At 59.8% G+C, this 25,616-nt stretch carries 20 protein-coding genes; 12 read left to right on the top strand and 8 right to left on the bottom strand.

Annotated elements, in window-relative coordinates; all coding sequences use genetic code 11:
- Positions 1–116: 116 nt before the first annotated feature.
- The 7 genes from PVA19_RS20440 (at position 117) to PVA19_RS20410 (ending at position 8,208) form a co-directional block, all read left to right on the top strand.
- Entirely contained in the window at positions 117–1,430 is a 1,314-nt protein-coding gene (locus PVA19_RS20440; RefSeq protein ID WP_274103994.1) for an ABC transporter substrate-binding protein, read from the top strand.
- 120 nt (positions 1,431–1,550) lie between these two features.
- On the top strand, positions 1,551–2,423 hold the full coding sequence (locus PVA19_RS20435) for a carbohydrate ABC transporter permease (RefSeq protein WP_062443610.1): 873 nt from the start codon (positions 1,551–1,553) through the stop codon (positions 2,421–2,423).
- Positions 2,424–2,434: 11 nt separating this feature from the next.
- Positions 2,435–3,259 carry a carbohydrate ABC transporter permease gene (locus tag PVA19_RS20430; protein ID WP_062423581.1) on the top strand — a complete coding sequence of 275 codons (825 nt, stop codon included), beginning with the start codon at positions 2,435–2,437 and terminating at the stop codon, positions 3,257–3,259.
- 11 nt (positions 3,260–3,270) lie between these two features.
- A complete protein-coding gene (locus tag PVA19_RS20425; protein WP_274103993.1) occupies positions 3,271–4,275 on the top strand; it encodes an ABC transporter ATP-binding protein in 1,005 nt (334 codons plus the stop codon).
- 96 nt (positions 4,276–4,371) lie between these two features.
- Positions 4,372–5,856, top strand: a complete 1,485-nt coding sequence (locus PVA19_RS20420) for a mannitol dehydrogenase family protein (protein ID WP_274103992.1) — start codon at positions 4,372–4,374, stop codon at positions 5,854–5,856.
- Between the two features lie 4 nt (positions 5,857–5,860).
- Entirely contained in the window at positions 5,861–6,565 is a 705-nt protein-coding gene (locus tag PVA19_RS20415) for an HAD family hydrolase (protein ID WP_062423578.1), read from the top strand.
- A 68-nt stretch (positions 6,566–6,633) separates the two neighbouring features.
- Positions 6,634–8,208, top strand: a complete 1,575-nt coding sequence (locus PVA19_RS20410) for an FGGY-family carbohydrate kinase (RefSeq protein WP_274103991.1) — start codon at positions 6,634–6,636, stop codon at positions 8,206–8,208.
- A 34-nt stretch (positions 8,209–8,242) separates the two neighbouring features.
- Here PVA19_RS20410 and PVA19_RS20405 read toward each other — a convergent pair whose 3' ends face one another.
- From PVA19_RS20405 to PVA19_RS20370, 8 genes are all read right to left on the bottom strand, one after another.
- Positions 8,243–8,425 (bottom strand): hypothetical protein, encoded by a 183-nt coding sequence (locus tag PVA19_RS20405; RefSeq protein WP_274103990.1) that lies wholly within the window; start codon positions 8,423–8,425, stop codon positions 8,243–8,245.
- Between the two features lie 182 nt (positions 8,426–8,607).
- Positions 8,608–9,705, bottom strand: coding sequence for a pyridoxal-phosphate-dependent aminotransferase family protein (locus tag PVA19_RS20400; protein WP_274103989.1), 1,098 nt, complete (start codon positions 9,703–9,705; stop codon positions 8,608–8,610).
- Positions 9,698–10,483 carry an ABC transporter ATP-binding protein gene (locus PVA19_RS20395; RefSeq protein ID WP_274103988.1) on the bottom strand — a complete coding sequence of 262 codons (786 nt, stop codon included), beginning with the start codon at positions 10,481–10,483 and terminating at the stop codon, positions 9,698–9,700. The genes PVA19_RS20400 and PVA19_RS20395 overlap by 8 nt, the downstream gene beginning before the upstream one ends.
- Positions 10,483–11,289: an ABC transporter ATP-binding protein gene (locus PVA19_RS20390; RefSeq protein ID WP_274103987.1), complete on the bottom strand. Its 807-nt coding sequence runs from the start codon at positions 11,287–11,289 to the stop codon at positions 10,483–10,485. The genes PVA19_RS20395 and PVA19_RS20390 overlap by 1 nt, the downstream gene beginning before the upstream one ends.
- The gene (locus PVA19_RS20385) at positions 11,286–12,113 is read right to left on the bottom strand and encodes an ABC transporter permease (RefSeq protein ID WP_274103986.1); all 828 of its coding nucleotides are present in this window, start codon (positions 12,111–12,113) and stop codon (positions 11,286–11,288) included. The genes PVA19_RS20390 and PVA19_RS20385 overlap by 4 nt, the downstream gene beginning before the upstream one ends.
- Positions 12,110–13,099 (bottom strand): ABC transporter permease, encoded by a 990-nt coding sequence (locus tag PVA19_RS20380; protein WP_274103985.1) that lies wholly within the window; start codon positions 13,097–13,099, stop codon positions 12,110–12,112. The genes PVA19_RS20385 and PVA19_RS20380 overlap by 4 nt, the downstream gene beginning before the upstream one ends.
- A 1-nt stretch (position 13,100) precedes the next feature.
- A complete protein-coding gene (locus PVA19_RS20375) occupies positions 13,101–14,708 on the bottom strand; it encodes an ABC transporter substrate-binding protein (RefSeq protein ID WP_274103984.1) in 1,608 nt (535 codons plus the stop codon).
- Between the two features lie 215 nt (positions 14,709–14,923).
- Positions 14,924–16,129, bottom strand: a complete 1,206-nt coding sequence (locus tag PVA19_RS20370) for an AGE family epimerase/isomerase (RefSeq protein WP_274103983.1) — start codon at positions 16,127–16,129, stop codon at positions 14,924–14,926.
- Between the two features lie 269 nt (positions 16,130–16,398).
- Here PVA19_RS20370 and bcsN point away from each other — a divergent pair, with 269 nt between their 5' ends.
- The 5 genes from bcsN to PVA19_RS20345 all read left to right on the top strand — a co-directional run bounded on the left by bcsN (position 16,399) and on the right by PVA19_RS20345 (position 25,504).
- Complete coding sequence (gene bcsN, locus PVA19_RS20365; RefSeq protein ID WP_274103982.1) at positions 16,399–17,379, top strand: cellulose biosynthesis protein BcsN; 981 nt, start codon at positions 16,399–16,401, stop codon at positions 17,377–17,379.
- Between the two features lie 109 nt (positions 17,380–17,488).
- Positions 17,489–19,681: a UDP-forming cellulose synthase catalytic subunit gene (bcsA, locus tag PVA19_RS20360; protein ID WP_274103981.1), complete on the top strand. Its 2,193-nt coding sequence runs from the start codon at positions 17,489–17,491 to the stop codon at positions 19,679–19,681.
- The gene (locus tag PVA19_RS20355; RefSeq protein ID WP_274103980.1) at positions 19,681–22,197 is read left to right on the top strand and encodes a cellulose biosynthesis cyclic di-GMP-binding regulatory protein BcsB; all 2,517 of its coding nucleotides are present in this window, start codon (positions 19,681–19,683) and stop codon (positions 22,195–22,197) included. Before bcsA ends, PVA19_RS20355 begins: the two co-directional genes overlap by 1 nt.
- Complete coding sequence (locus PVA19_RS20350) at positions 22,197–23,243, top strand: glycosyl hydrolase family 8 (protein WP_274103979.1); 1,047 nt, start codon at positions 22,197–22,199, stop codon at positions 23,241–23,243. Before PVA19_RS20355 ends, PVA19_RS20350 begins: the two co-directional genes overlap by 1 nt.
- Entirely contained in the window at positions 23,240–25,504 is a 2,265-nt protein-coding gene (locus tag PVA19_RS20345) for a tetratricopeptide repeat protein (RefSeq protein WP_274103978.1), read from the top strand. The genes PVA19_RS20350 and PVA19_RS20345 overlap by 4 nt, the downstream gene beginning before the upstream one ends.
- Positions 25,505–25,616 lie beyond the last annotated feature (112 nt).

The raw sequence follows: 25,616 nt of genomic DNA, 5'->3' as shown, positions 1-25,616 counted from the left end.
ATATTAGCTCCTTCTTTTGCGCTGCAACGCAGGAGGATGCTTGACTTTGTGTCGGGATAAGTGAGTAATTGCCCTCGAGCAAAGCGAATGCTCATTTTTCTTCTGGGAGGAAGATCATGACATTGAAGACACTTCTGCTGGGCGCATGCTCGGCTCTCGCCCTTTCCGGCCTCGCGTCTGCAGAAACATTGACCATTGCCACCGTCAACAACGGTGACATGATCCGCATGCAGGGACTGACAAAGGAATTTACCGACAAGAACCCGGACATCCAGATCGAGTGGGTCACACTGGAAGAGAACGTCCTGCGCGAACGCGTCACGACGGATATCGCCACCAATGGCGGCCAGTACGACATCATGACCATCGGCAACTACGAAGTTCCGATCTGGGCCAAGCAAGGCTGGCTTCTGCCACTGGAAAAGCTCGGCGACAAGTATGACGTCAACGACATGCTGCCGTCCATTCGTGGTGGCTTGACGGTTGAAGGCAAGCTCTATGCGGCGCCTTTCTATGGCGAATCCGCCATGATCATGTACCGCAAGGACCTGTTTGAAAAAGCCGGCCTGAAAATGCCTGAAAACCCGACCTGGGAATTCATCGGCGATGCGGCCCGCAAGATCACCGACCGTAAGGCCGACGTCAACGGCATTTGCCTGCGCGGCAAGGCGGGTTGGGGCGAAAACATGGCCTTCATCACCGCGCTCACCAACTCCTTCGGTGGCCGCTGGTTCGATGAAAACTGGAAGCCGCAATTCGATCAGCCCGAGTGGAAGAACTCCCTGCAGTTCTACGTCGATCTTATGAAGGATGCCGGTCCATCGGGCGCTGCTTCCAACGGCTTCAACGAAAACCTGACGCTCTTCCAGCAGGGCAAGTGCGGCATGTGGATCGACGCTACCGTTGCTGCCTCCTTCGTGTCGAACCCGAAGGACTCCAAGGTTGCGGACAAGGTTGGCTACGCGCTCTTCCCGACGCATGGCGAATTGAAGAACCATGGCAACTGGCTATGGTCCTGGAACCTAGCGATCCCGAAGAGCTCGCAGAAGGCTGGTTCGGCAGAGAAGTTCATCGCCTGGGCAACCAGCAAGGACTATTCCGATCTCGTCGCCTCCAAGGAAGGCTGGGCCAACGTTCCTCCGGGCACGCGTACCTCGCTCTACAAGAACGCTGATTACGAGAAGGCGGCACCTTTCGCCAAGACGACGCTTGCAGCCATGAATGCAGCCGACATCACCAAGCCAACGGTCAAGCCTGTGCCTTATACCGGCGGCCAGTTCGTGGCGATCCCCGAGTTCCAGTCGCTCGGTACCACGGTCGGCCAGCTCTTCTCGGCGGTCGTTGCAGGTCAGTCTTCGGTTGATGATGCGCTCGCAGGCGCTCAGTCCACCGCGACGCGCGAAATGACCCGCGCCGGTTACATCAAGTAATCCTCCCGAAGCCTGCCGCCCGGCCATTGCCGGGCGGCGGATCTTCTCGATCGTCTTCATAATCAAAAGAATGCACCGCCTGCGGTATTACTTCCGCGCGCGATACTGCGAGGACAGCGAATGGCAACGCAGAACACCAGGAACCTGGCGCGCGTGATGATGGCGCCATCCGTTTTCCTGCTTCTCATCTGGATGATCGTGCCACTGGCGATGACGCTGTGGTTTTCCTTCCAGAACTACAACCTGTTGAACCCGGCCAATGTCAGCTTTGCCGGCCTGTTCAATTACAAATTCTTTTATACCGATCCGGCCTTCTTCCAGTCCATCTGGAACACGCTGATCATCGTCGGCGGTGTGTTGCTGATCACCATTATCGGCGGCGTTGCGATTGCGCTTCTGCTCGATCAGCCGATCTTCGGCCAGGGCATCGTGCGTATTCTGGTGATCTCGCCCTTTTTCGTCATGCCACCCGTCGCGGCACTGATCTGGAAGAACATGATCATGCACCCCGGTTACGGTGTGCTTGCGGACCTAAACAGGTTCTTCGGCTTTCAACCCATCGACTGGTTCTCGCGCTTTCCGTTGCTTTCGATCGTCATCATCGTGGCCTGGCAATGGCTTCCCTTTGCGACGCTGATCTTGCTGACTGCCCTTCAGTCTCTCGATGGTGAACAGAGAGAAGCCGCGGAAATGGATGGCGCGAACTTCTTCAACCGTTTCATCTATCTGACGCTGCCGCACCTGGCGCGCGCCATGACGGTGGTCATCCTCATTCAGACCATCTTTCTTCTGGGCGTCTATGCGGAAATTCTCGTCACCACCAATGGCGGACCCGGCTATGCCTCTACCAACCTGCCGTTCCTGATCTACCGGACCGCGCTGCTTGGTTATGACGTGGGCGGTGCTTCAGCCGGCGGTATCATCGCCATCGTACTCGCCAACATCGTCGCCATCTTCCTGATGCGCGCGGTCGGCAAGAACCTCGATCGTTAAGGAGACGTCCCATGGCTCGTAAAGTCTCTACCCGTTCGAAGATCGGCTTTACCATCGCGGCATGGGTGGTTGCGCTCATCCTGTTCTTCCCGATCCTCTATGCATTCCTCACCTCCATCAAGACGGAGCCAGAAGCGATTGCAGGCTTCAGCCTCTGGCCGTCGGGGACGCTGGAAAACTACGTGACGGTGAACACGCAGCGCGACTACTTCAAGCCCTTCATGAACTCGGTCGTCCTATCGGTCGGCTCCACGATCCTGGCACTGCTCATTGCCATTCCGGCGGCCTGGGCCATGGCCTTTTCGCCGACGAAGCGTACCAAGGACATCCTGATGTGGATGCTCTCCACCAAGATGATGCCGGCCGTTGCCGTGCTGGTGCCGTTCTATCTGATGTTCCGCAATGCCGGCCTTCTCGACACCCGCTTTGGCCTGACGCTGATGCTGACCATGATCAATCTGCCGATCGTGGTGTGGATGCTCTACACCTACTTCCGTGAAATTCCGGGTGAAATCCTGGAAGCCGCCCGGATGGATGGCGCGTCGCTGTGGAACGAGATCGTCTATGTGCTGACACCGATGGCGGTCCCCGGCATTGCCTCGACACTGCTTCTCAACATCATTCTGGCCTGGAATGAGTCTTTCTGGACCATTCGCCTGACGACCACAAACGCGGCACCGCTAACGGCATTCATCGCCTCCTTCTCATCGCCGCAGGGCCTGTTCTGGGCAAAGCTCTCCGCCGCATCGATGATGGCGATCGCGCCAATCCTGGTGCTCGGCTGGTTCAGCCAGAAACAACTCGTGCGCGGCCTGACCTTCGGCGCTGTGAAATAAGGATCATAACAATGGGCAGCATTTCGCTTAAAAATGTTTCGAAGGTCTTTGGCGAAGCCAAGGTCATCCCATCCATCAATCTCGACATTCAAAACGGTGAGTTCGTCGTCTTCGTTGGCCCATCCGGTTGTGGCAAGTCCACGCTGCTGCGTCTGATTGCCGGGCTTGAGGATGTCAGCGGCGGTCAGATCATCATCGACGGTAAGGACGTGACCGAAAAGGCACCGGCCGAGCGCGGCCTTGCCATGGTGTTCCAGTCCTACGCGCTTTATCCGCATATGAGCGTGCGCAACAATATCGGCTTCCCGCTAAAGATGGCGAAGATGGAAAAGTCTGCCATCGACAAGAAGGTCAATGACGCCGCAGCCATCCTCAATCTGACCGATTATCTCGATCGCCGTCCGTCGCAGCTCTCCGGCGGTCAGCGCCAGCGTGTTGCCATCGGTCGCGCCATTGTCCGCGAGCCCTCCGCGTTCCTCTTCGACGAACCGCTGTCGAACCTCGATGCGGCACTGCGTGGCACGATGCGGTTGGAAATCTCCGAGCTGCACAACACGCTGAAGACGACAATGATCTATGTGACCCACGACCAGGTGGAGGCCATGACCATGGCCGACAAGATCGTGGTTCTGAACCGCGGCAATATCGAGCAGGTCGGCTCGCCGCTCGATCTCTATCGCAGCCCGGCCAATCTCTTCGTCGCGGGCTTCATCGGCTCTCCGCGCATGAACCTGGTCAAGGGTGCCTATGCCTTTGGCAAGTCAGCCGAAACGGCTGGAATTCGGCCTGAACATCTGCTGCTGTCGAAGGACAGCGGTTTGTGGAAGGGCAAGGTCAACGTGGCCGAGCATCTTGGTTCGGATACCTTCCTCCACATCGACGTCGAGGATATCGGCATGATCACCGCGCGCGCCGGTGGCGAGTTCGCCTGCCAGCATGGCGATATCGTCTTCATCACGCCGGATGAGACCAAGGTCCACAGGTTCGACACCAAGGGTCTGGCAATCCGGGCGTAGCGCCTGGACGCCGCCATTCGGCGAAAGCCATCACGACATGAACCTTGAGCGCGTTTCGCGCGCCGGTTCGATTGCGAATTATTCGAGGATTGTCTCATGACCTGCAAACTCTCGCTTGCAACGCTTGATCAGGCAAAGGCCACCGCCCAGATTCCCTCCTATGTGCGGAGCGACCTTTCGGCCGGCATCGTTCACTTCGGCGTCGGCAACTTTCACCGTGCGCATCAGGCGATCTATCTCGATGATCTTTTCAACACCGGTGCCGATCATGATTTTGCGATCATCGGGGCTGGCGTGCTGCCGTCGGATGCCGTCATGCGCGAGAAGCTCGCCGATCAGGATTTCCTGACGACCGTCGTCGAGCAGGACAATAATCGCACAGGTGCGCGCGTCACCGGACCGATGATCGACATCCTGCCGGTCGGCGACGCCAAAGCGATTGTCGAGGCACTTGCCGATCCGAAAATCCGCATCGTCTCGATGACAATCACTGAGGGCGGCTACTTCATCGATGCGTCCGGCGCGTTCAATCCGCAGCATCCAGCCATTGCCGAGGACGGCAAGAACCCGGCAGCACCGAAGACGGTGTTCGGCCTCATCGTTGCTGGGCTTCGAGCCCGACGTGATAGGGGCATCCCGGCCTTCACGGTCATGTCCTGTGACAACATCCCTCACAACGGCAAGGTCACGAAGAATGCCGTCGTCGGCCTCGCAGCCCTGTCCGATCCAGCCTTCGCCACCTGGATCGGTGAGAATGTGTCCTTCCCCAATTCCATGGTGGACCGCATCACGCCCGCCACCGGCGATCGCGAGCGCTCCATTGCCCGCGACGACTTCGGCATCGAAGACAACTGGCCGGTCTTCTGCGAAGAGTTCAAGCAGTGGGTCATGGAGGACAATTTCCCCGCCGGTCGCCCGGCGCTGGAGAAAGTCGGTGTTCAGTTCGTGTCCGACGTGGCGCCATACGAACACATGAAGATCCGGATCCTGAACGGCGGCCATGCTGCGGTTGCCTATCCCGCAGCACTTCTCGATGTTCACTTCGTCCATGAGGCGATGGAGCATCCATTGATCCGCGCCTTCCTCGCCAAGCTCGAAAAGGAAGAGATCATCCCGATCATTCCGCCGGTGCCGGACACCAATCTCAACGAATATTTCGAGCTGATCGAGCGCCGTTTCCTCAACCCGAAGATTGGCGACACCATTCCGCGCTTGGCGCAAGACGGCTCCAACCGCCAACCCAAATTCATCCTGCCCTCGACTTCGGACCGTCTGGCACAAGGCCTCGATATTGTCGGTCTGTCGCTCGTGTCGGCATTGTGGTGCCGCTACTTCTACGGCACCTCGGACAGCGGCAAGCAGATCGTCTTCAATGATGCGAGTGCCGAGCGCCTACAGGCGGCAGCGATCAAGGCAAAGGACGACCCGATGGCGTTCCTTGCACTGAGCGACATTTTCGGCGACGTTGCCGACTCCGACCTCTTCCGCAAGCGCTTTGCCCATGCTCTAAAGACATTGTGGCAGCAGGGAACGGCAAAGACGCTGCAGCTCTATCTGGACGATAAACTCATCGAAAGCTGACATCATGCCAACCGGAACCGGCCCCTTGGTGATCTTCGACTGCGATGGCGTTCTCGTCGATAGTGAGCCGGTTTCAGTTGCCGTGCTGATCGACATGCTGGCGCATCTGGGTGTTCAGATGACCGAGGAAGAGGCCTATCAACGGTTTCTTGGCCGCAGCCTCGCCAACATGACTGCAACGCTTTGGGAAGAGTACGGTATCGAGACCGATATCGACTTTCTCGAACATATGCGAAGCGCGCTTTTCGAACGCTTTCGCCTCGAATTAAAGGCCATTGAAGGCATTGCCGAAACACTAGACCGGCTTGATGTGCCGCGCTGCGTGGCGTCTTCCAGTCAGCCGGAACGCATCCGCTACTCGTTGGGCCTGACGGGACTCATCGAAAAATTCGAGCCGCACATTTTCAGCGCGACCATGGTGAAGAACGGCAAGCCGGCACCCGATCTCTTCCTGCATGCCGCGCACGAGATGGGCGCGGAGCCCGCCAATTGCATCGTCATTGAAGACAGTCCGGCCGGTATTGCGGCAGCTAAGGCAGCTGGCATGTGCGTTTTTGCTTTTACAGGAGGCTCTCACGCACGCTTCCCCGCATTCCGCCAACAGATCGCAGCGCTTGAGCCAGATCTCGTGTTTGACGCGATGCCGGATTTGGTCCACCTTGTGCGCGACCGAAAGGGCCGCCAAGGCTCAAGAGCAGAGGCTGGTTGACGTGCAGGTGAAGACACGGAACGGTTCTCTCCCGGTTTTCGGTAAAACAGGGATGGGAAACTAGCTTTATGCGCCAATATCTCGTTGCGGTCGATGTCGGAACAGGCAGCGCGCGCGCCGGGGTGTTCGATCGTCATGGTGCAATGCTGTCTCGCGCCACTCATCCCATCCTGATGCAGAGGCCCAGGGAAAACCACGCCGAGCACGATTCCGAGAACATATGGAAGGCGGTCTGCCTTTCGGTGCGGTCTGCCATGGCGGACGCGGCGATCGATCCGGCGCGTGTGGCTGCCATCGGGTTTGATGCCACATGTTCGCTGGTTGCGCGCGGAGAGTCTGGCGAGCAGGTGTCGGCCTCGACCACAGGCGAAGACCGGTTCGACACGGTGGTCTGGCTCGATCATCGCGCCATCAACGAGGCGGATTTTCTCACCGCATCGCGTCACCCGGTCCTAGATTTCGCCGGCGGGTCGATATCTCCCGAAATGCAGATACCGAAGCTGATGTGGCTGAAGAAACATCTGCCTCAAAGCTGGTCGAGAGCCGCTTACTTCTTCGACCTTGCCGACTTCCTCACATGGAAGGCAAGCGGCAGTGCTGCGCGCTCCAACTGCACATTGACGGCAAAATGGAATTTTCTGGCGCATGAACAGCAAGGCTGGCGCAACGACTATCTTGAACTTGCCGGGATCGGCGATCTGATAGAGCGCGCCGCGCTTCCTGCAAGCACCGTAGCACCAGGTCAAGCCGTTGGTACCCTCTCGGCCAAGGCTGCCGATGAATTGGGGCTTGATACGCAATGCCGGGTCGCGACCGGCATGATCGATGCCTATGCGGGCGCGCTTGGTGCGCTTGGCGGAAGCCTCGACAACCATGTGGAAAACAACGTCGCGCTCATCGCTGGCACATCCAGTTGCCTTGTGGCGCTCACGCCCAATCGCATGCATGGTCGCAGCCTGTGGGGACCCTACTGGCAAGCTGTTCTACCGGATCACTGGCTGGTCGAGGGCGGACAATCGGCAACGGGTGCGCTGCTCGACCATATCGTGCGCATGCATGCCGCAGGTGGCGAGCCGGATGCGGCACTTCACCGTCGCATCGTCGACCGCGTCATGGTGTTGCGGGCAGAGGAGGGCGAAGGATTTGCCAGCCGTCTGCATGTCCTGCCGGATTTTCATGGCAACAGATCGCCGCTTGCCGATCCGCATGCCAGAGGTGTGATCAGTGGCCTGACACTCGATACCTCGTTCGACAGCCTTTGTGCACTATACTGGCGCACGGCTGTGTCGATCGCGCTCAGCACGCGCCACGTTCTGGATGCGATGGAGGGTTTCGGATATCGCACCACCACGCTTCACGTCGCGGGTGGGCACATCCACAATCCGCTGCTGATGGAACTCTATGCCGACGCGACAGGCAAACGGGTCGTGGTGCCACAGACCAGCGATGCCGTTCTTCTCGGAACGGCCATGACCGCTGCAGCGGCGGGCGGCGTCTATGACAGCCTGACGAAGGCTGGTGCTGGCATGTATCCCGGCTGTGAGGAGCGCCAGCCGAATGGATCACGCGCATCCGTTTATGAGCGCGATTACAAAAAATTCCTCGCAATGTATCGACATCGCGAGGAACTGGATCGCCTTTGAGGGACGTGAGATTGCGCGGTTTTGGACGCTTCCCTCAGATCACCGGATAGAGCGACCAGAAGAACAGATCATGTTCCTGATCGCGATCGCGCTGCTCGGCCTCGTCGCGCGTGACCTGGTCCTTTTTCGATCCGCTCTCACGCTTGAGCTTTTCTTCCTGTGCCCGACGGCCAAGGCCGAAGAGATCGAAGGAAAGCATGTTGAAACCAGCAACCATTTTCATTCCTCCTGTCACCAAACTTAACAATGTGTAAAGTTTCGCGCGTTGCCACGATTTCGTCAAGATTGCGGGAGGGATTCCTGTGTCACTGCTGTGGACGGGAGGGAAAGATCCTTCCAATGGCAGCGTTTCAGTGAGAGCATTTTTTCACGGGCCTGGAAAGCTGTTCAATCATCGCCTCACCTAGAATAGACGGCATCCAGCGCCTCAAAGGCTTTTTCGACCGGTCTTGAATGGCCCTGGAATTGCAGGGCATGGGCGAAGGCTTTGATGTTTGAACGCACCGCCTCCTTGCTGGCACGCTGGCCGGTATGGTTGAGGCGGATCAGTCGATCTGAGCCGGGTCCAACCGCTGCGCCAATATCTGCCCCATCGAGCCTCGCGGCCTGGAGAAAATTGCTGCGGTCGATGTTCGTCGGAAGCTTGACGGCCGTCACCAGTGCCGAAGCCTGAGTGTCGTCGACCCAAAGCTCGGCACCCAGCGCGCGCAAAGCGTCTCGCGTCGCTTTCGCCGCCAGACGATGCCGCGCTTCAACCGCGTCGATGCCTTCGGCTTCCAGACGCTCGAGTGCGGCGTCTAGCGCAAAGAATTCGAGCGGCGCAGGCGTACCGGGCAAAGCGCCTCTGCCGGTCTCGAGCCATTGCTCTTTCTGATCGAGAAGGGACAGCATCGAGTTGCGCGGGGCGCTCTCATGCTGCAGCATCGCCCAGGCGCGGTCGCTGACCGAGATTGCAGAGACGCCCGCCGGCCCTGCTAGCGATTTTTGCGGACCGATCACGACGATATCGATGCCGTCTGCATCCACATTCAGAGCATGGCCGCCAATCGATGCGACCGCATCGACCACCGTGAGCACACCCCGTTCTCTTGCAAGCCGAATGATGTCTTCCAGCGGATTGAGAATGCCGGTGGCGGATTCGGCGTGGACCAGTGACAGCACAGAGATATCGGGATGGTCGTCCAGTTGCTGACGCACAGCCTCTATCGCGATCGGCCGTCCGGGCTCAGCCGCGAGATTGATGACATCGCTGCCCCCGCGCTTCAGCCAGTCGCCGAACCATGCACCATAGGGGCTGGTCACGATGTTCAGTGCTTTCAGGCCAGTTCGCGCAAGGCTGGTGGCGACGGCTTCCAGCGCCAATACCGCCTCGGCCTGAATGAGAAGCACATCGTTACGTGTCTTCATCAGGGCCGCCAATCGGTCTGCAAGCTTTGCGTAACGCTCCGAAGGAAAGGCGGGCACGTCGAGCAGATGGCTCCAGTTGCGATCAGGCATGGCTTTGGTCCTTACGAAGTGTGGGAACGGCGGCAATCAGCCGTCTTGCTGTATCCGACTGTGGATTCGAGATTACGCTGTCCGTCTCTCCACATTCGACGATGCGCCCCATTTCCATGATGGCAACGCGATGGCAGACGGCACGAATGACCGCCAGATCATGCGAGACGAATAGACAGGAAAGGCCGGTCTCGCTTTGAAGGGATACCAGCAATTCGAGGATCTGGGCGCGGACGGAAACGTCGAGCGCGGAAACGGCCTCATCCATCACCAACAGGGACGGGCGGCAAGCGATGGCCCGGGCGATTGCGACGCGCTGTCGCTGGCCGCCCGACAGTTGGAGGACAGGACGCTCAGCGTAGTCCGCGCCAAGCCCGACCCGCTCCAGCAGGCGGGCGATCTCGGCTTGCCGATCGCGGGGCGCAACAATTTTATGGATTCGTAACGGTTCACCGATCGCATCTGCCACCGTGGCGCGCGGATTGAACGCGCCATGGGTATCCTGAAACACCATCTGCACATGGCGACGGGCGGCTCTCAGGTCCCGACCCGAAAGGGCCAGCCAGTTTTGGCCTTGAAAGCGCACCTCGCCGCCATCTGCGGGCGAAAGCCGCATGATAATGCGCGCGAGCGTCGATTTCCCGCACCCCGACGGGCCTGCAAGCCCAAGTGTTTCGCCGCGCGCCAGCGTGAAGGAAACATCGTCGAGCGCCTGCACTGTCCGTCCCCGCGCTTGGTATCGCTTGCAGAGGTGGTTGACGGAGAAAAACGGCTGCATTAACCGGCCCTCCGGATCAGCGATGGAGTGGTCAGATCAAGGTGCGAGGAGAGGAGACGTTTGGTATCGCTGCTTGCCGGATTCGAGAGCACATCCTGCGCCTTGCCCGACTCTATAAGTCGGCCCGATTGGAACACCGCGATCTCGTCCGCAAGGCTGGAGGCCAGCGCGATATCGTGGGTGATGAAAATCAGCGTCATGCCATTGGCGCTGACAAGGCGGTCGAGGAGCCGGGCGATCGCCGCTTGCGTGATTGTGTCGAGCGCGCTGGTGGCCTCATCGGCAATCAGGATTTTGGGCGCTGCGGAGATGGCGGCCGCAATCGCCACACGTTGCCGCTGCCCGCCGGAGATTTGATGCGGATAGGCCGACAGCAAGGCATCAGGGTTCGGCAGTTGTACCTCTGCCAGCAAATCCCGGGCGTGAGCCCGCGCCTGTTTTCGGGTGAGGCGAAGATGACGGATCGCAGCCTCGGCCACCTGTTCGCCAATCGTCAGTACCGGGTTTAGGCTGGCGCTCGGGTCTTGAAAGACATAGGCGATATCGCGGCCTGGCGTTGGAAATCGTGTTTTATGGCTCTTGTCGGGATATCCATTCCAGATGAGCTGACCGTCGGTCTTGGCTCCGTGCGGCAACAAGCCGGCGATGCAGCGCGCCAGCGTGCTTTTGCCCGACCCGCTTTCGCCGATGATCGCCAAGCGCTGCTTTTCCTGAAGCTGAAGCGATACGTTGTGCAAGGACGGTTGCGCGGCGCCGTGGTAGGTGACGTTGAGCCCTTCGATTTTAAGAAGCGGGGCAAGGCTCATCGCACAGCCCCACCGGCGAACGCTTTGTTGATGCTCTCACCCAGCAGATAGACCCCAAGGACCGTAGCGAGCAGAGCCATGCCGGGGATAATGGATAGGTAAGCCGCTGAGCGAAGCACATTTCTCCCCTCGGCAATCATCCCACCCCAGGTCACGATGTTCGGGTCGCCAAGTCCGAGGAAGGAGAGGGCGGCTTCGGTCAGGATCGCCGCAGCGACGATGATGGCGGCGAGCGCCATAACCGGCGGCAAGGCGTTGGGGAGAATTTGGCGGAAGGCAATTTCCATCGGGTGCATGCCGATGGTGCGGGCGGAGGCCACATAGTCGCGCTCACGGATCGACAACACCTGCGCGCGCGTCAATCGCGCGGGGTCGGCCCAGGCGCCGAGCGCGATGGCAATGACCACGATGGGCAGCGATGGACCGATGGTGCTGACAAAGGCAAGTGCCAGAAGAAAGCTCGGCACGATCTGAAAGGCATCGGTGATCCGCATCAGCGCCTCATCGATGATACCGCCAGCAAAGCCCGCAAGCGTTCCCATAACAGTGCCGATCAGAAGGGCTGCGGCGGCAGCGCAGAGACCGACGAGCAGCGAACTGCGCGCAGCGTGGAACAGGCAGGCCATCACATCGCGTCCGAGCGTATCGGTTCCGAACGGCAGGGCGCGGTCGGTGAATGGGGGAATGAGTGGCGCGGCGACGATGGAAAGCGGATCGTTGGGAAAGACAAAAGGCGCCGAAAGGCCAGCGATCGCCACGACGAGAAGGATTGCGAGACCGACCAGGCCTTCGCGGCTGCGGAACACTCGGCCAAGAACCGTCACGTCGTTTCCTCCCCGGCGCCGATACGCGGATCGAGAAGCGCGTAGAGCAAATCGACGGTCAGGTTGACGAGGATGACGAAGACGGCGCTGACGAGGATGATTCCCATCAGCAGGGGTGTATCCCGACCTGCAACTGCCTCTTGCGCCAGCCTCCCGAAGCCCGGAATGGCGAAGACACTTTCTATCACAACGGAGCCGCCCAGCATCATAGCGGATTGAAGGCCAAGCACGGTGAGAAGGGGAAGGGCGGCATTACGGGCAACATGACGCAGTACCACCCGCGCACGCGACAGTCCTTTCGATTGGGCGAAAGTGACGAACTCCATCCGCCAGATTTCGCCTATGGCGCTGCGCATCACGCGCAGGAAAAGAGCGAGATAGATCAGGCCAAGGCTCGCAACGGGAAGAACGAGATGCCGCGCAATGTCGAGGGCGCGTGCGAAACCTTGCTTACCGGAAGCGATGGTTTCCAGACCGGACGTGGGGAGCCAGCGAAGCTTTACCGCGAAGACGAGCACGAGGACGAGGCCGAGCCAGAACCCCGGAACGGCATACAGTGCCAGTGATACAGATGATAGCGCCCGGTCCAGCAGGTTTCCCGGCTTTGCTCCAGCGACAATCCCCAGAGCAGTGCCAAGAATGAAGGACAGGAGCGTCGCACTACCCATCAAAAGCAGCGTGTTGGGCAAACGCTCTATAATCAGCGACAGCACAGGGCGGTCGAAGGCGACTGACCAGCCGAGATCGAGTTTCAGGACAGAGGTGGCGTAAAGCCACAGCCGCCATAGGGCCGAGTGATCCAGCCCATATTGCGCCCGCAGGCTGTCTCGCAGGCTGGCATCACCGCCACCGATCGATACGAGGTAGGCATCGACCGCGTCGCCCGACGCGTTTTCCAACAGCAGAAAGGTGAAGAGAAGCACGATGATCAGCACCGGAATAGCACTGATCAGCCTGCGACGGAGAATGCGGCCTGCGCCTCCCACCTCACTCCTCGATGGCGGTGTCCGCCCAGTTCGAAACCGCCCATCTTGGATTGCTGGCGACGTTCTTCACCGTATCGCGGGCGACCGTAATGAAGCCCCACTCGGCCACATTGATGATCGGCAGGTCCTCTTTGACCTTCTGCTGGAACACCTTGTAGAGTTCGGTACGCTGCTTTTCGTCCACCGTTTGCGCCGCCTTGTCGATGATGGCGTCCAGTTCCTTGTTCTCGTAACCGCCCTGGTTGGAGAAGGGTACGCCGGCTGGTGTTCCCGATTTCACCAGGATGGTGGTGGAAATGGCGGGATCGCCGCGGAAGACGGTGGGTGCTACGGCGAGATCGAAGGCGTGATCCGTATAGACCGCCTTCTGATGCGCTGCCGCATCGTTGTTCACCAGCTGCGCATCGATGCCGATGGCAGATAGTGCTTGGCGCAGATAGGCGCCGAACTGCTTGGTTTCGTTGAAATACGGCGCGGGCAACAGTTTGAGCGAAAAGCGGTTGCCATCGGCACCACGCGGATAGCCGGCCTCATCGAGAAGAGCATTGGCTTTGTCGACATTGAAGTCGTAGAGTTTTACGTCAGGCGTATAGAACTGCGGCGCGTTCTTCGGTACGGGACCGGTGGAATTGGTGGCGTAGCCCAGGAACACCGTGTCAACGACGAGTTTCTTGTCGATCGCGTGCGCAATGGCCTGCCGAACCTTGAGATCGGCAAGCTCCTTGCGGCGGTGGTTGATCTCCACCACGAGCTGGTAGGTCAGCGCCTCATAGCCATCGGCGATAACCTTGATACCGGGTTCCTTGGAAATGCGGGCAAGATCCGTCAGCGGCACGGCGGAGAAGGCTGCAAGCTGGATCTCGCCGGCTTCCAGCGCGGTTGCGGCGCCTGCTCGGTCCGGAAGCACGCGATAGATGATCTCGTCCAGTTTCGGCTGACCCTTGCCCCAGTATTTTTCGTTGCGCGTCAGCCGGTAATACTCGCCGGGTTTGTACTCGGCAAAAACAAAAGGCCCGGTGCCGACCGGCTTGGTGTTCAATGGGTTGGTGGCAATGTCGGTGCCGTCATACAGGTGCTTCGGCAGCACACTCGTCACCACCGGAAGCGCGTTGCGGATGAGCTGGAACGGTGTGGGCTTGGAAAAACGCAAGATCGCCGTGTGCTCATCCGGCGTATCGACACTCTCCAGATTGGCAAAGACCAGACGCCCGAGGTTCTGAAGCGGCTTCCAGACGGAGAGGGCCGAGAAGGCCACATCGGCCGAGGTGAAGGGTTTGCCGTCATGCCAGGTCACGCCCTCGCGCAGTCTAAAGGTCGCGCTCAAACCGTCCTGCGATCCTTCCCAGGACGTCGCAAGACGTGGTTCCAGACCGTTCCTGCCGCTGAACGATGCTTCCGCCAAGGGCTCCACAATCTTGCTGGAGATGTAGAACACGCCGTTGGAGGCAACGATCGCCGGATTGAGGTTCTTAGGCTCCGAATCTGCCGCCACGACCAGTCGTTCGCCGCTGCCTGCCGCCCAGGCCAGATCGGTCCGCATCAGCGTGGTGGAGGCTGCCAGCAAGGCGGCGGTCTTGAGAAGAGAGCGGCGCGAAATGGGGGACGGCATGAAGGACTCCGGGTTCGGATTGTGGGCGGCGTCATTGTCTCATTTAGGACTATGACGGCTTCAGTGTCCATGGGAAGTCATTGCATTGACAGCAATGTTTTCACGCCGCCTGGAATGCGCGAGGCAAATCTTTTCATCACCATCCAAGAGGCCGCGAAAATCGTTCGCGGCATCAAAGAGGCATAGGGTGGTTGATGGCCGAAGGAGCCGACGCCTTATCGCGGTCCCGCTGTCTTGGTGGTCAGTGCTTTCAGCACGCTGTCGGCTTCGTAAATCGCGCAGACGATATGATAGAAGGTGCTGGCCGGTGCCGGTTCGTCGATCATAGGTGCATCGGCGGGCCACTTGTCGAACCAGAGGCCTTTCACTGGTGTGTCGAGAAAGGGCTGGATCGCCATCACGGCCCGCGAGGCGGAGGTGATATAGCGATGCCGCTCTTCGCCTTCGGTGGCACTGGCCAGGCGAACGGCGGCCTTCAGCCATTCGGTTTGCGGCCAGAAGCGAGCCAGGCGATCATGCATGCTGAAATCGTCGAGAAGGCTCATTACCGCGACTTTGCGGCGCGGGCAGATGCCATGGCTCTCACCGATGTCGAACATCCGCTTTGCCTTTCGAATGGCATCGAAGCTGTTGCGCAAAAGCCCCCATCTGACCAGAAGCCAGGCCCATTCGAACTGATGGCCAGGCTCCATGATGCGGCCTTTTTCGCCGGGTGCCGGGGTCCAATCCTTGTCGAAGAATTCGCGCAGGCCGCCATTCTCCTGATCGATGAAACGCGTCATCGCGAGATTTGCAATCTCATCGGCGACAGCCGTCCAGGGGCCGGTTGGATCGACCGTCTCCCAGGCCAGCATGGCCTCGAAAAGATGCATATGCGGGTTGGAGCAGAGCGGATAGCGAGACGGACTGTCTTCCTCGAAGCCCTGTTCGGAATGGGCATAATGCTCTTTGAGGAGCGAGAGGATGCCGAGCGCGCGCTCGCGCATCTCGTGCTTCCTCTCCGGCAACGCCATCGCCGTCTGGGCCGCAGCAAAGAGGGCGAAAGCCTGATTGTAAAGATCGAAGGACGGATCGATCAGCTTTCCGGATGCATCGGCAAGATTGCCGTAGAGTCCGCTCTCCAGAAGATAGACTTTGTCGAACCAGTCGAGACCGTGATTGATGGCGCGCTGCCAGTCGCCGGTCCAGCCGTTTTCGCCGGCTGCGGCGTAGCAGTAGGCCTGGCGGGGCTGCACGCGAGCGCGACGATTATCGCCAAGAACCGGCTTTCCGTCCTGATCGACCCTCTCGTGAAAGCCGCCGTCGGGTTTTGCCGCTCCGGCCTCCCACCACAGCGGCAAAGCAGCCTCCTCCAGCCATCGACGCAATGCGGTGATTTCGTCCGTCAGTTGTGTTGTGGCGCTCAAGGTCTGCTCTTCCATGCTGTTTCTCTTTCCGTATTTTGATTCCCTCGCGCCGTCCGTCAAGTCGTCATAGCGGCCGTCGCCCAAGTAGAGAACCATCCGCCCAATCTTGGTCAGACGATAAAGTTCCCGTGAGCCGACCGAGGGTCGCGCCGCGACATGCGGCATCACTCTATGCCATCGACAATTCGGATTGCTAATTCATGGCGCTCACGTATTTCGTAACTATGATTGTGCCACATGTGATTCGCGATGTTCGATCCCCATCAAAGGGGCGTGGTGGGGTGATGAACACCGCCACTGCGACAGCATTGGCATGTGGCATGGCGCTGACGCTTTCAGGTTGTAATACGCCGGCCGGCGTGCAGCAATCCGGCGGGCCGAAGATGTTGGCGCCGGAGGAAGCACTGATCTTTCCGCCGCCCGGCGGCCCGGAAGTCCTCACCGTTATCAACCGCAATTATGCCAATGCCGTTCAGCAGGACGTGATCCTGCGCTCGGATGCGGCGACCCCTGGTCAGAACTATCTGAAGGTGCAGCTTTTCGGGCCGCAAAAGGCAGAGGATACCGGAAGGGGCGGACTATCGGAAAGCAGTCTGCGTGTTTCCTCGATCTCGCGGGAGATCAGGAGCGCATTTCCCGGTGTGGCGATGGCGACGTCTGCCGAATATCTGCAGAACAATTACGGCACGTTTTCCTATGCGTCAGGCAGAGGTTATGGCAACGACGCCTGCATCTACGGATGGCAGCAGATCAGGTCGCCGGAAAGCGCCCGCCAGAGCTTCAAGAATCTCGGTCGCATCAATGTGACACTGCGGCTTTGCCAGTCGGGTGTCACGACGCGCGATCTCCTGGCGGTAATGTATAACTACACGATCACCGGCAATTATCTGTCCACCAACTGGAATCCTTACGGAACCGCACAGGACCCAGACAAGGGCCTCGGACGTGCCGGCAATCCTATCTATCCCGTATCGGGTGCCGTGCCCATGCAGCCTGGAACGCAAACGCCTCTCTCGGCTCCGGTTCGTTCGCAGCCACGACCTGCGGTGACGGCCTTGCCCACTGCAGCACCGGTCGTTGTGCAGCCGCAGCCCACCGTATCCTCCAGGCCGGCTGTCCTCATTCCGTCCCCGGCAGCGCCAAGGGCGGCTGGCAGCAGACCGGCAGACGTGCCCCCGCCAGCGCGGCGTATCGAAACGAAACAGGTCGCCATTCCTTCGCCCGCCTGCGTTGCCGGTCAGACGAACGGACAAACCTGCAATTAACTGTTTCAGGTGTAACTGATCCACTTGGTCTCTTCGTCGCAGTCAGGGGCCAGTGGCATGAGGCCAGGGAGCGGTCCGCTTCTTATCGACTTGATGTAAAGGTTTGCTGATGAGCAAGGTCATCGCTTTCACCCTCTGGCTGTTCGTGTCAGCCTGTGTCTTGCTGATCATCACATTGCCCGTCAGCTTACAGACGCATCTCATCGCCACGGCGATTTCGCTGGCCTTGCTTGCCACCATCAAGTCTCTGAACGGCAAAGGCGCCTGGCGGCTCATCGGTCTTGGCTTCGGTACGGCCATCGTTCTGCGATATGTGTATTGGCGTACGACCAGCACCCTGCCGCCCGTCAACCAGCTCGAAAACTTCATTCCGGGCTTCCTGCTCTATCTCGCCGAAATGTACAGCGTGGTGATGCTGGCGCTCAGCCTCGTCATCGTCTCTATGCCGTTGCCGTCGCGAAAGGGCCGTCCTGGTTCGCCCGGCTATGTGCCAACGGTAGACGTATTCGTGCCAACATATAACGAGGATGCGGAGCTTCTCGCCAACACGCTGGCGGCTGCGAAGAACATGGATTATCCGGCGGACAAGTTCACCGTCTGGCTGCTGGATGATGGCGGCACGGTGCAGAAACGCAATGCACCGAACGGGCTGGAAGCGCAGGCCGCGACCCGGCGGCACGCGGAATTGCAAAAGCTCTGCGCCGATCTCGGCGTCAACTATCTGACGCGTGAGCGCAACGTCCATGCCAAGGCTGGCAATCTGAACAATGGTCTGGATCATTCGACGGGTGAACTGGTCACCGTTTTCGACGCCGACCATGCGCCCGCGCGCGATTTTCTTCTCGAAACTGTTGGCTATTTCGACGAAGATCCAAGGCTCTTTCTCGTGCAGACGCCACATTTCTTCGTCAATCCGGACCCGATCGAGCGCAATCTGCGCACCTTCGAAACCATGCCGAGCGAGAACGAAATGTTCTACGGTATCATCCAGCGCGGCTTGGACAAATGGAACGGTGCGTTCTTCTGCGGATCGGCAGCGGTTCTGCGGCGCGAGGCGCTCAAAGAGACCGATGGTTTCAGCGGCGTCAGCATTACCGAGGATTGCGAGACGGCGCTTGCGCTTCATTCGCGCGGCTGGAACAGCCTTTATGTCGATAAGCCCCTGATTGCCGGTCTGCAGCCCGCGACCTTCACCAGCTTCATCGGCCAGCGAAGCCGCTGGGCGCAGGGCATGATGCAGATCCTGATCTTCCGCCAGCCGCTTTTCCGCCGAGGGCTCTCCTTCCCCCAGCGGCTCTGCTACATGTCCTCGACGCTGTTCTGGCTCTTCCCGTTCCCGCGCACCATCTTCCTTTTCGCGCCGCTCTTCTATCTCTTCTTCGACCTGCAGATCTTCGTTGCATCCGGGGGCGAGTTCCTGGCCTATACGGCGGCCTACATGCTGGTAAACCTGATGATACAGAACTTCCTCTATGGAAGTTTCCGCTGGCCGTGGATTTCCGAGCTTTATGAATATGTGCAGACGGTGCATCTCCTGCCTGCCGTGGTATCGGTGCTGTTCAACCCCAGCAAGCCGACCTTCAAGGTGACGGCGAAGGACGAATCCATCAGCGAAGCCCGCCTGTCGGAAATCAGCCGGCCCTTCTTCGTCATCTTCTTCGTGCTGGTCATCGCCATGATCTTTGCGATCTATCGCATCTATGCCGAGCCCTATAAGGCGGACGTCACGCTCGTCGTTGGCGGCTGGAACCTGCTCAACATCATCTTTGCCGGCTGTGCTCTCGGCGTCGTGTCCGAACGCGGAGAGAAATCCGCGTCGCGGCGCATCACCGTCAAGCGCAGATGCGAATTGCAGTTGCAGGAAGACGGCCCCTGGTTGCCGGCAACGGTTCAGAACGTGTCCGTCCACGGCATGCTGATCAACATTTTCGAAAAGGATCTGGATGTCGTCGAGAAGGGCCGCCCGGCGATTATTCGCGTCGACCCCTATAGCCCTGGGGCTCCCTCGTCGATGACGATCGATATCGTCCGGACCGTTAAGCAGCAGGGCTTTACCTCGGTCGGCTGTACCTTTGCGCCAAAGGAAAATATCGAACACCGCCTGATTGCGGATCTAATCTTCGCCAATTCAGAGCAATGGACCGAATTTCAGCGCGCGCGCAGGGGTAATCCCGGCCTGATCCGGGGCACGATCACCTTCATGGGCATCGCGCTTTTCCAGACACAACGCGGCCTCTTTTATTTCATGCGCTCCTTCCGATCGAGAGCGCGACAGAAGGCTGCGGCAGGAGTGGCAAAGTGATGAAAAAGCCGCTCCTCCTCATAAGCTTTTACGCCATGTTGTCGGCAAGCGCATTTGGGCAAAGCGCACCGTTTGACATGTCTCCAGAGCGCCCGGCGAACCCGCCTGCGGCAAGGCCGGTTCCGGTGCAGCCCGCGCCACAGCCAGTCCCACAGGCACCCTCCGCGCCGCAAATCCCGGCTGCGCCGCCCACTGTTTCGCCGCCTGCAATGGTGCCTCCTGCACAGCAGCCGGCACCGGTACGGCCTTTGCCCGTTCCGATCACTCCCGCGCCATCTCCACCATCTTATCCCCAAGGCGCGCCGTCACAACCGCAGACCCAGGCTCAGCCAACGCAGGCGCCATCGCTACCCGTCCAGACGTCCGTCGATCCGCGCCGCCGTTACATATTGCCGTTCAGCGAACTCAGCCTGTCCGGTGAGATCGATCAGCGGCAATGGACCATCTACCTGACAGAGCAGCAGGCACAGGCAGCGCAGGCCGTCACGATCGCGTATCAAAACGCCGTGGTGGTTGCGCCGGAAAGCTCGAGCCTGGAGATCGCGATCAACAATGTGCCGCTGGAGAAAAAGAGCATCGCATCTCCCGATGCGGAAGGGAGCGTCTCGATTCCCATCCCGCCAGGCACGCTTCAGGCGGGCGCCAATGTCGTGACACTTGGCGTCAAGCAGCGTCACAGGACCGATTGCACGGTCGAATCCACCTATGATCTCTGGACCGATATCAATCCTGCCGGCACCTTCATCACGCTCAACGCCGATGTTGCCAACCGTTTCGAGACGATTGAGGACATCCAGGCGATCGGCGCTGGCAGCGAAGGCCTCACCTCCATCGATATCGTGGCTCCCGGCCTGGCGAACCCGGTGATGGCGGAGTCGTTGCTGAAGCTGTCGCAGGCGCTGGCGCTGCGCACGCAAATGCCCAATCAGCAAATCGCCTTCCACACGACGGTGCCGAAGGAGCGGAAGGCGGGCTCGCTGATCGTGCTGGCCGGCACATCGCGCGAGATCGCCGCTGTTGCAAGCTCTGTTCCGCCGGAAGTTCTGGCTGGCCCCTATGCCGGTTTTGAGAGCAACATCGTCAGCAATCTTTCGGCGTTGATCGTCGGAGGCCCGACACCTCAAGCGCTACAAACGGCGATCGACAGTCTCGTTGCCTCGGCCGAGCGTCCGGCCGGATCGGTGCGTTCGTTTCTGTCTACACGCAACTGGCACACCCCGGATGCGCCACTGGTTGTCGGAAACCGCCGCCTCTTGCTCTCGTCGCTCGGCGTCAAAAGTGCGGAATTTTCAGGCCGGCGCTTCCGCACCGATTTCACCATCGGCATTCCGGCTGATTTCTACGCTGCCGCCTATGGTGAAGCGACGCTGCTTTTGGACGCGGCCTATGCCAGCGACGTGCTTCCCGGCAGCCATATCGATGTTTATGTGAACGGCAATATTGCCTCCACCGTGCCGATTTCGAACCGCGGCGGTGGCATCTTCCGACACCTGCCGATCAAGGTCACGTTGCGGCATTTCGTGCCGGGCGCCAACACGGTTGCCATTGAGGCCGTCATACAGACGCAGGCGGATTCGGATTGCTTGCCGGGAACGACGGCAAGCGGGACACCGCGTTTTGCGCTGTTCGACACGTCCGAATTCCACATGCCCAATTTCGCGAGAATTGGTCGCGCCCCGGATTTGGCCGCCAATCGTGGTGTGATACAGCCCTATCACGCCTCGCAACAGCCCGTTGCGGTCTATATGGAGCGGATCGATCCAGACGTCATGTCGTCTGCGGCGACGCTTCTCGGCCGTATGTCACTTGCCGCCGGTCAGCCACTCGCGATCGATCTCGTCAGTTCCATTGCTGCCGTGGGAGACAGAGACGCCGTCTTCATCGGCACGCTGGCCCAGATACCGCCAGCACTGGCTGCCCAATTCAACATTGCTCTTGCCAGCCAGACGAGCTGGGGTGAGGGAGGGCGCGCAACGCCACCCGTCGAGCAGACCGATCAGTTGTTTGAAAACTGGCGCGAGCGCGTGGATGGCGGTGTCTGGCAAGGGCAGATATCCTCCTTCGAGGAGTGGATCAGGCGCAACTTCGATATCAGCAGGGAGACTCTCCGGTTTCTTCCGGGCGCGGAACAAGTCTACACACCGCCAGGAAATGTCAGCTTCATGCTAGCGCAGGGGTTGAGCCCCGGTGGCGAGGGTGTGTGGACGCTTGCCACGGCACCGGCCATCGACACTTTGAGATCCGGCGTCAACTCGATGACGGAACTGAAGCGATGGAGCGGGCTCTCTGGACGTATCGCCACCTTTGATCCTGCCGCCGACAAGGTTGAGACGATCGTTGCCCAACAGCAGACTTTCTTCGACACCGGCCCGGCGACGTTCTCCAACTGGCGGCTGATCGCAGCCAACTGGCTGTCCAGCAACACGCTTTCCTACGCGCTGGTGTTCATCGGCTTTTTGTCAGTGCTCGGATGGGTTACCTTCATCCTTCTGAGGCTGTTGGGACGCAAGCCGTGATGACATTTGCCAGATCACTGACAAGAATGGTGTTGTTGTTGGGGGTGCTGATGATCCCGCTGAGCGTCAAGGCAGCCTCCATCAACGCGGCGGACTGGCAGAGCTATCGAGCCGCCTTTCTCGACGCGTCCGGGCGCATCATCGATACAGGCAATAACGGGATCAGCCACAGCGAAGGCCAGGGTTACGGCATGTGGCTCGCCGTTCTTGCCGACGACCAGGCGAATTTCGAGCTGATCTGGTCTTTTACCAAGACCGAACTTCTGGTGCGAGACGATGGTCTTGCTGCCTGGAAATGGGATCCGCAATCGACGCCGCATGTCTCGGACATCAACAATGCCACGGATGGCGATATTCTGATCGCGCAGGCGCTGGCGCTCGCTGCCCGACAATGGGGACGCCAGGACCTTGCAGACGCCGGGGGCGCGATCGCCAAGGCAGTGCTCGACAAGGCAGTCGTAGAACGCGGCGGTCGAACCCTTCTTCTTCCAGCCGCGTCCGGCTTTGCCGATAGCGACCGGCCGGATGGGCCTGTCGTCAATCCATCCTACTATATTTTTGAAGCCTTTCCGCTTCTCAACGAGCTTTCGCCGTCACCTCTATGGGGCAAGCTTGCAGCCGATGGTCTCGTCGCGATCAACGGCTTTGCCTTCGGCCCGCGAAAGCTACCGGCTGACTGGGTGTCCGTGCGCACCAAGCCGCGTCCGGCCGATGGTTTTGCGCAGGAGTTCGGCTACAACTCCGTTCGCATTCCGCTCTATCTGGTCAGAGGGGCAGCAGGCTCGCCCGATCTCTACACCAGGATGGCGGCTGGCATGTCGCTCGAGGACGGCAATATCGCGACCTTCGATCTGAAGTCCGGTGCGGCCAAGGATGTGCTTTCGGATGCAGGCTATCGCATCATGCCCGCACTTCTGGCCTGCAAAGCCAGCAAAAAACCCATTCCACAGGAACTGAGAACCTACGCGTCAACACTTTATTATCCATCTACGTTGCATCTCTTGGCTTTGTCTTTCGTAGCGCAGGCGAATCAGGAGTGCCTATGAATAAGAAGCCACTGTTGCTGTCCGCTGCCGTCCTGGCACTGTGCGCCGCTGGCATCTTCCAGTCGCGCGATGCGCTCCTCGGCCACGTCAGCGCCGTTCATTCCGCCCCGATGCAGGCGGCCGGAACGCATGCGTTCGCCGCGGGCATGAACAATGCCGACGTCCAGAAGGGTGACAGCCCGCTTTCCCTCGGCACCAGAGAGCCGCAATCCCGCGCCGCCCCCTCGACCAATCTTGCGCAGACACCGAGAACGCCGCAGCAGGCGTCTCAAAACACAACTCCGACCCCTCAGACTGGCACGGGCGGTGCCGCACCGGTCGTCGATGAAAGCGCTCTTCGTTACTTCGCCACACGCGGCGACACGGCGCGTCTTCAAGCTGAGATCGCACGGCTGAAAGCGCTTTATCCAAATTGGACCCCGCCTGCCGATCCTACCGCTGCCGCACCCACTGGTGATCCACAGTTGGACGGGATCTGGCAACTTTATGCCACCGGTCGCTATTCAGAGGCGCGCAAGGCCATCGCCGATCGTCAGGCTGCGGAAGCCGGATGGCAGCCGCCCGCTAATCTGACCGAGATGCTGGATCTTGCCGAAGCGCGCCAGCGTCTGGTGAACGCCTCCGACCTGAAACAGTATAATGCGGTGCTCGGCGTTGCGGCTGAAAACCCGGGCCTGCTGACCTGCAGCGAAGTCGATGTTCTCTGGCGGGTGGCGGAAGCCTTCGCTCGGACGGAGAAGCCCGCGCGTGCACGCGATGCCTATGGCTACGTGCTGACCAATTGCCAAAATCCGGCTGAACGTCTGGCAACTGTGCAAAAGGCCTCGACGCTTCTGCCGATCGAGATGATGGAAGACCTCCTCTCGCGCGAAAAACCCGGACCGGATGGCCAGCTTGAGTTCGAGCCCGTCAAGGACGATCTCGCGCGTCAATTCGTGGCAAAGGCGGGTGAAGACCCCAAGGTTACGGTACCGCCTACTTATCTCTCCCGCATGGAACGGCTGGCGGAAACCAACAAGCTCGCAAGCGATGCGCTCCTGCTTGGGTGGTACAATGTCGGCCGTGAGAAGATGGACGACGCGGAAAAGTGGTTTCGCCGCGCAAGGGATGTGGAGGATTCCGCCTCCGCCTCGGAAGGCTTAGCGCTTGCGCTGGTCGCGCGCGGAGAACCCCGCGAAGCCGAAGACATCATGTTCAAGTGGCGTAATTCCTCCGATGGTGCGCGCGCGACCTATCTCGCTGCAGCCGCCAATCTCCTCGCACTTGATCCGCCTGTCGCGCTGGATCCCGATACTCTTCAGCGCATTGCAACGGAAACCGTAGCGCAGAAGGATGCCGCGACCGCACAGGAATTCGGCTGGTACTCGCGCGCCTTCCAGCAGCCGCAAATGGCGCAGCAATGGTTCTCCACCGCATTGCAGTGGAAGCCGGAGGATGAGCCATCGGCCTATGGTCTGGCTCTGACCTACCAGGAACTCAACAATCTGGCGGAGGTTCGTCGGCTCCAGAGCCAATGGGGTGACCAGTCGCAGCGTATCTTGGAGATCGGCCGACCGACCGCTCAGGCGGGCACTGTCGCTGCCGCGCCCGCAGTCACGACACCTGCGCCCGTACAGCCTCAATCTCGCGCAATGACCACCGCACCGCGCATGGTCTCGCCGCAAGCGACCGCCGTCGCTTACGAGCTTTCACCGCCGCGCCAAGCGGGCGCCGTTCGGGGTGCGCGCCAGTCCGGGCGTTGCTCTGCAAGCCTCAATCCGGAAGCGCTTTCTGCGCAGAGTGCACTCCAGCAAGGCTGGTGTCTGATGGAGGCGAACCGGCCTGCGGAGGCGGTGAAAGCCTTCTCCGCGGCGCTCAAGAACGGCGATTCGACGGTTCGCAGCGATGCGGCCTATGGCCAGAGCCTTGCTTATCTTCGCATGGGTTTGACGGACAATGCCGCCGTTTCCGCAACAAAATCTTCGATGGATCGCCAGAAGGCAACCGAGCTTCAAGTGGCAATCCTCACCGACCGTGCGCTGGCGGCCTATGAGAGCAAGCACTACGAAGAAGCGCTGATCCTTCTCGATCAGCGGGCGAGATATGCCACGGAGCGTATCGATCTCATGGTCATCCGCGGCTACGCCTATCTCAACATGAAGCGTTACGGCGAAGCCGTACAGGTCTTCGAGGCTTCTGCGGCAACCGGCAATGCGGATGCGATCCGCGGCCTCGCCACGGCGCAAAATGCCCGGCCGAGCCGCGGCCCGCAGGGCGGCTAGCCGTTTGGCTCGAATAGACCATTTCCGAGTTACCGGGGCCGATCTATTCGATAATTTTCATGGAATTCATTGAAAGTTCAGGTGCCGAGCAGTATGTCGGGTCAAGCTACTG

Origin of the sequence: Agrobacterium sp. CNPSo 3708 (assembly GCF_028674915.1) — a bacterium.
GTDB lineage: Bacteria > Pseudomonadota > Alphaproteobacteria > Rhizobiales > Rhizobiaceae > Agrobacterium > Agrobacterium cavarae.
Note: the sequence above shows the minus strand (reverse complement) of the source record. Positions and strands in the feature narration are given on the sequence as shown.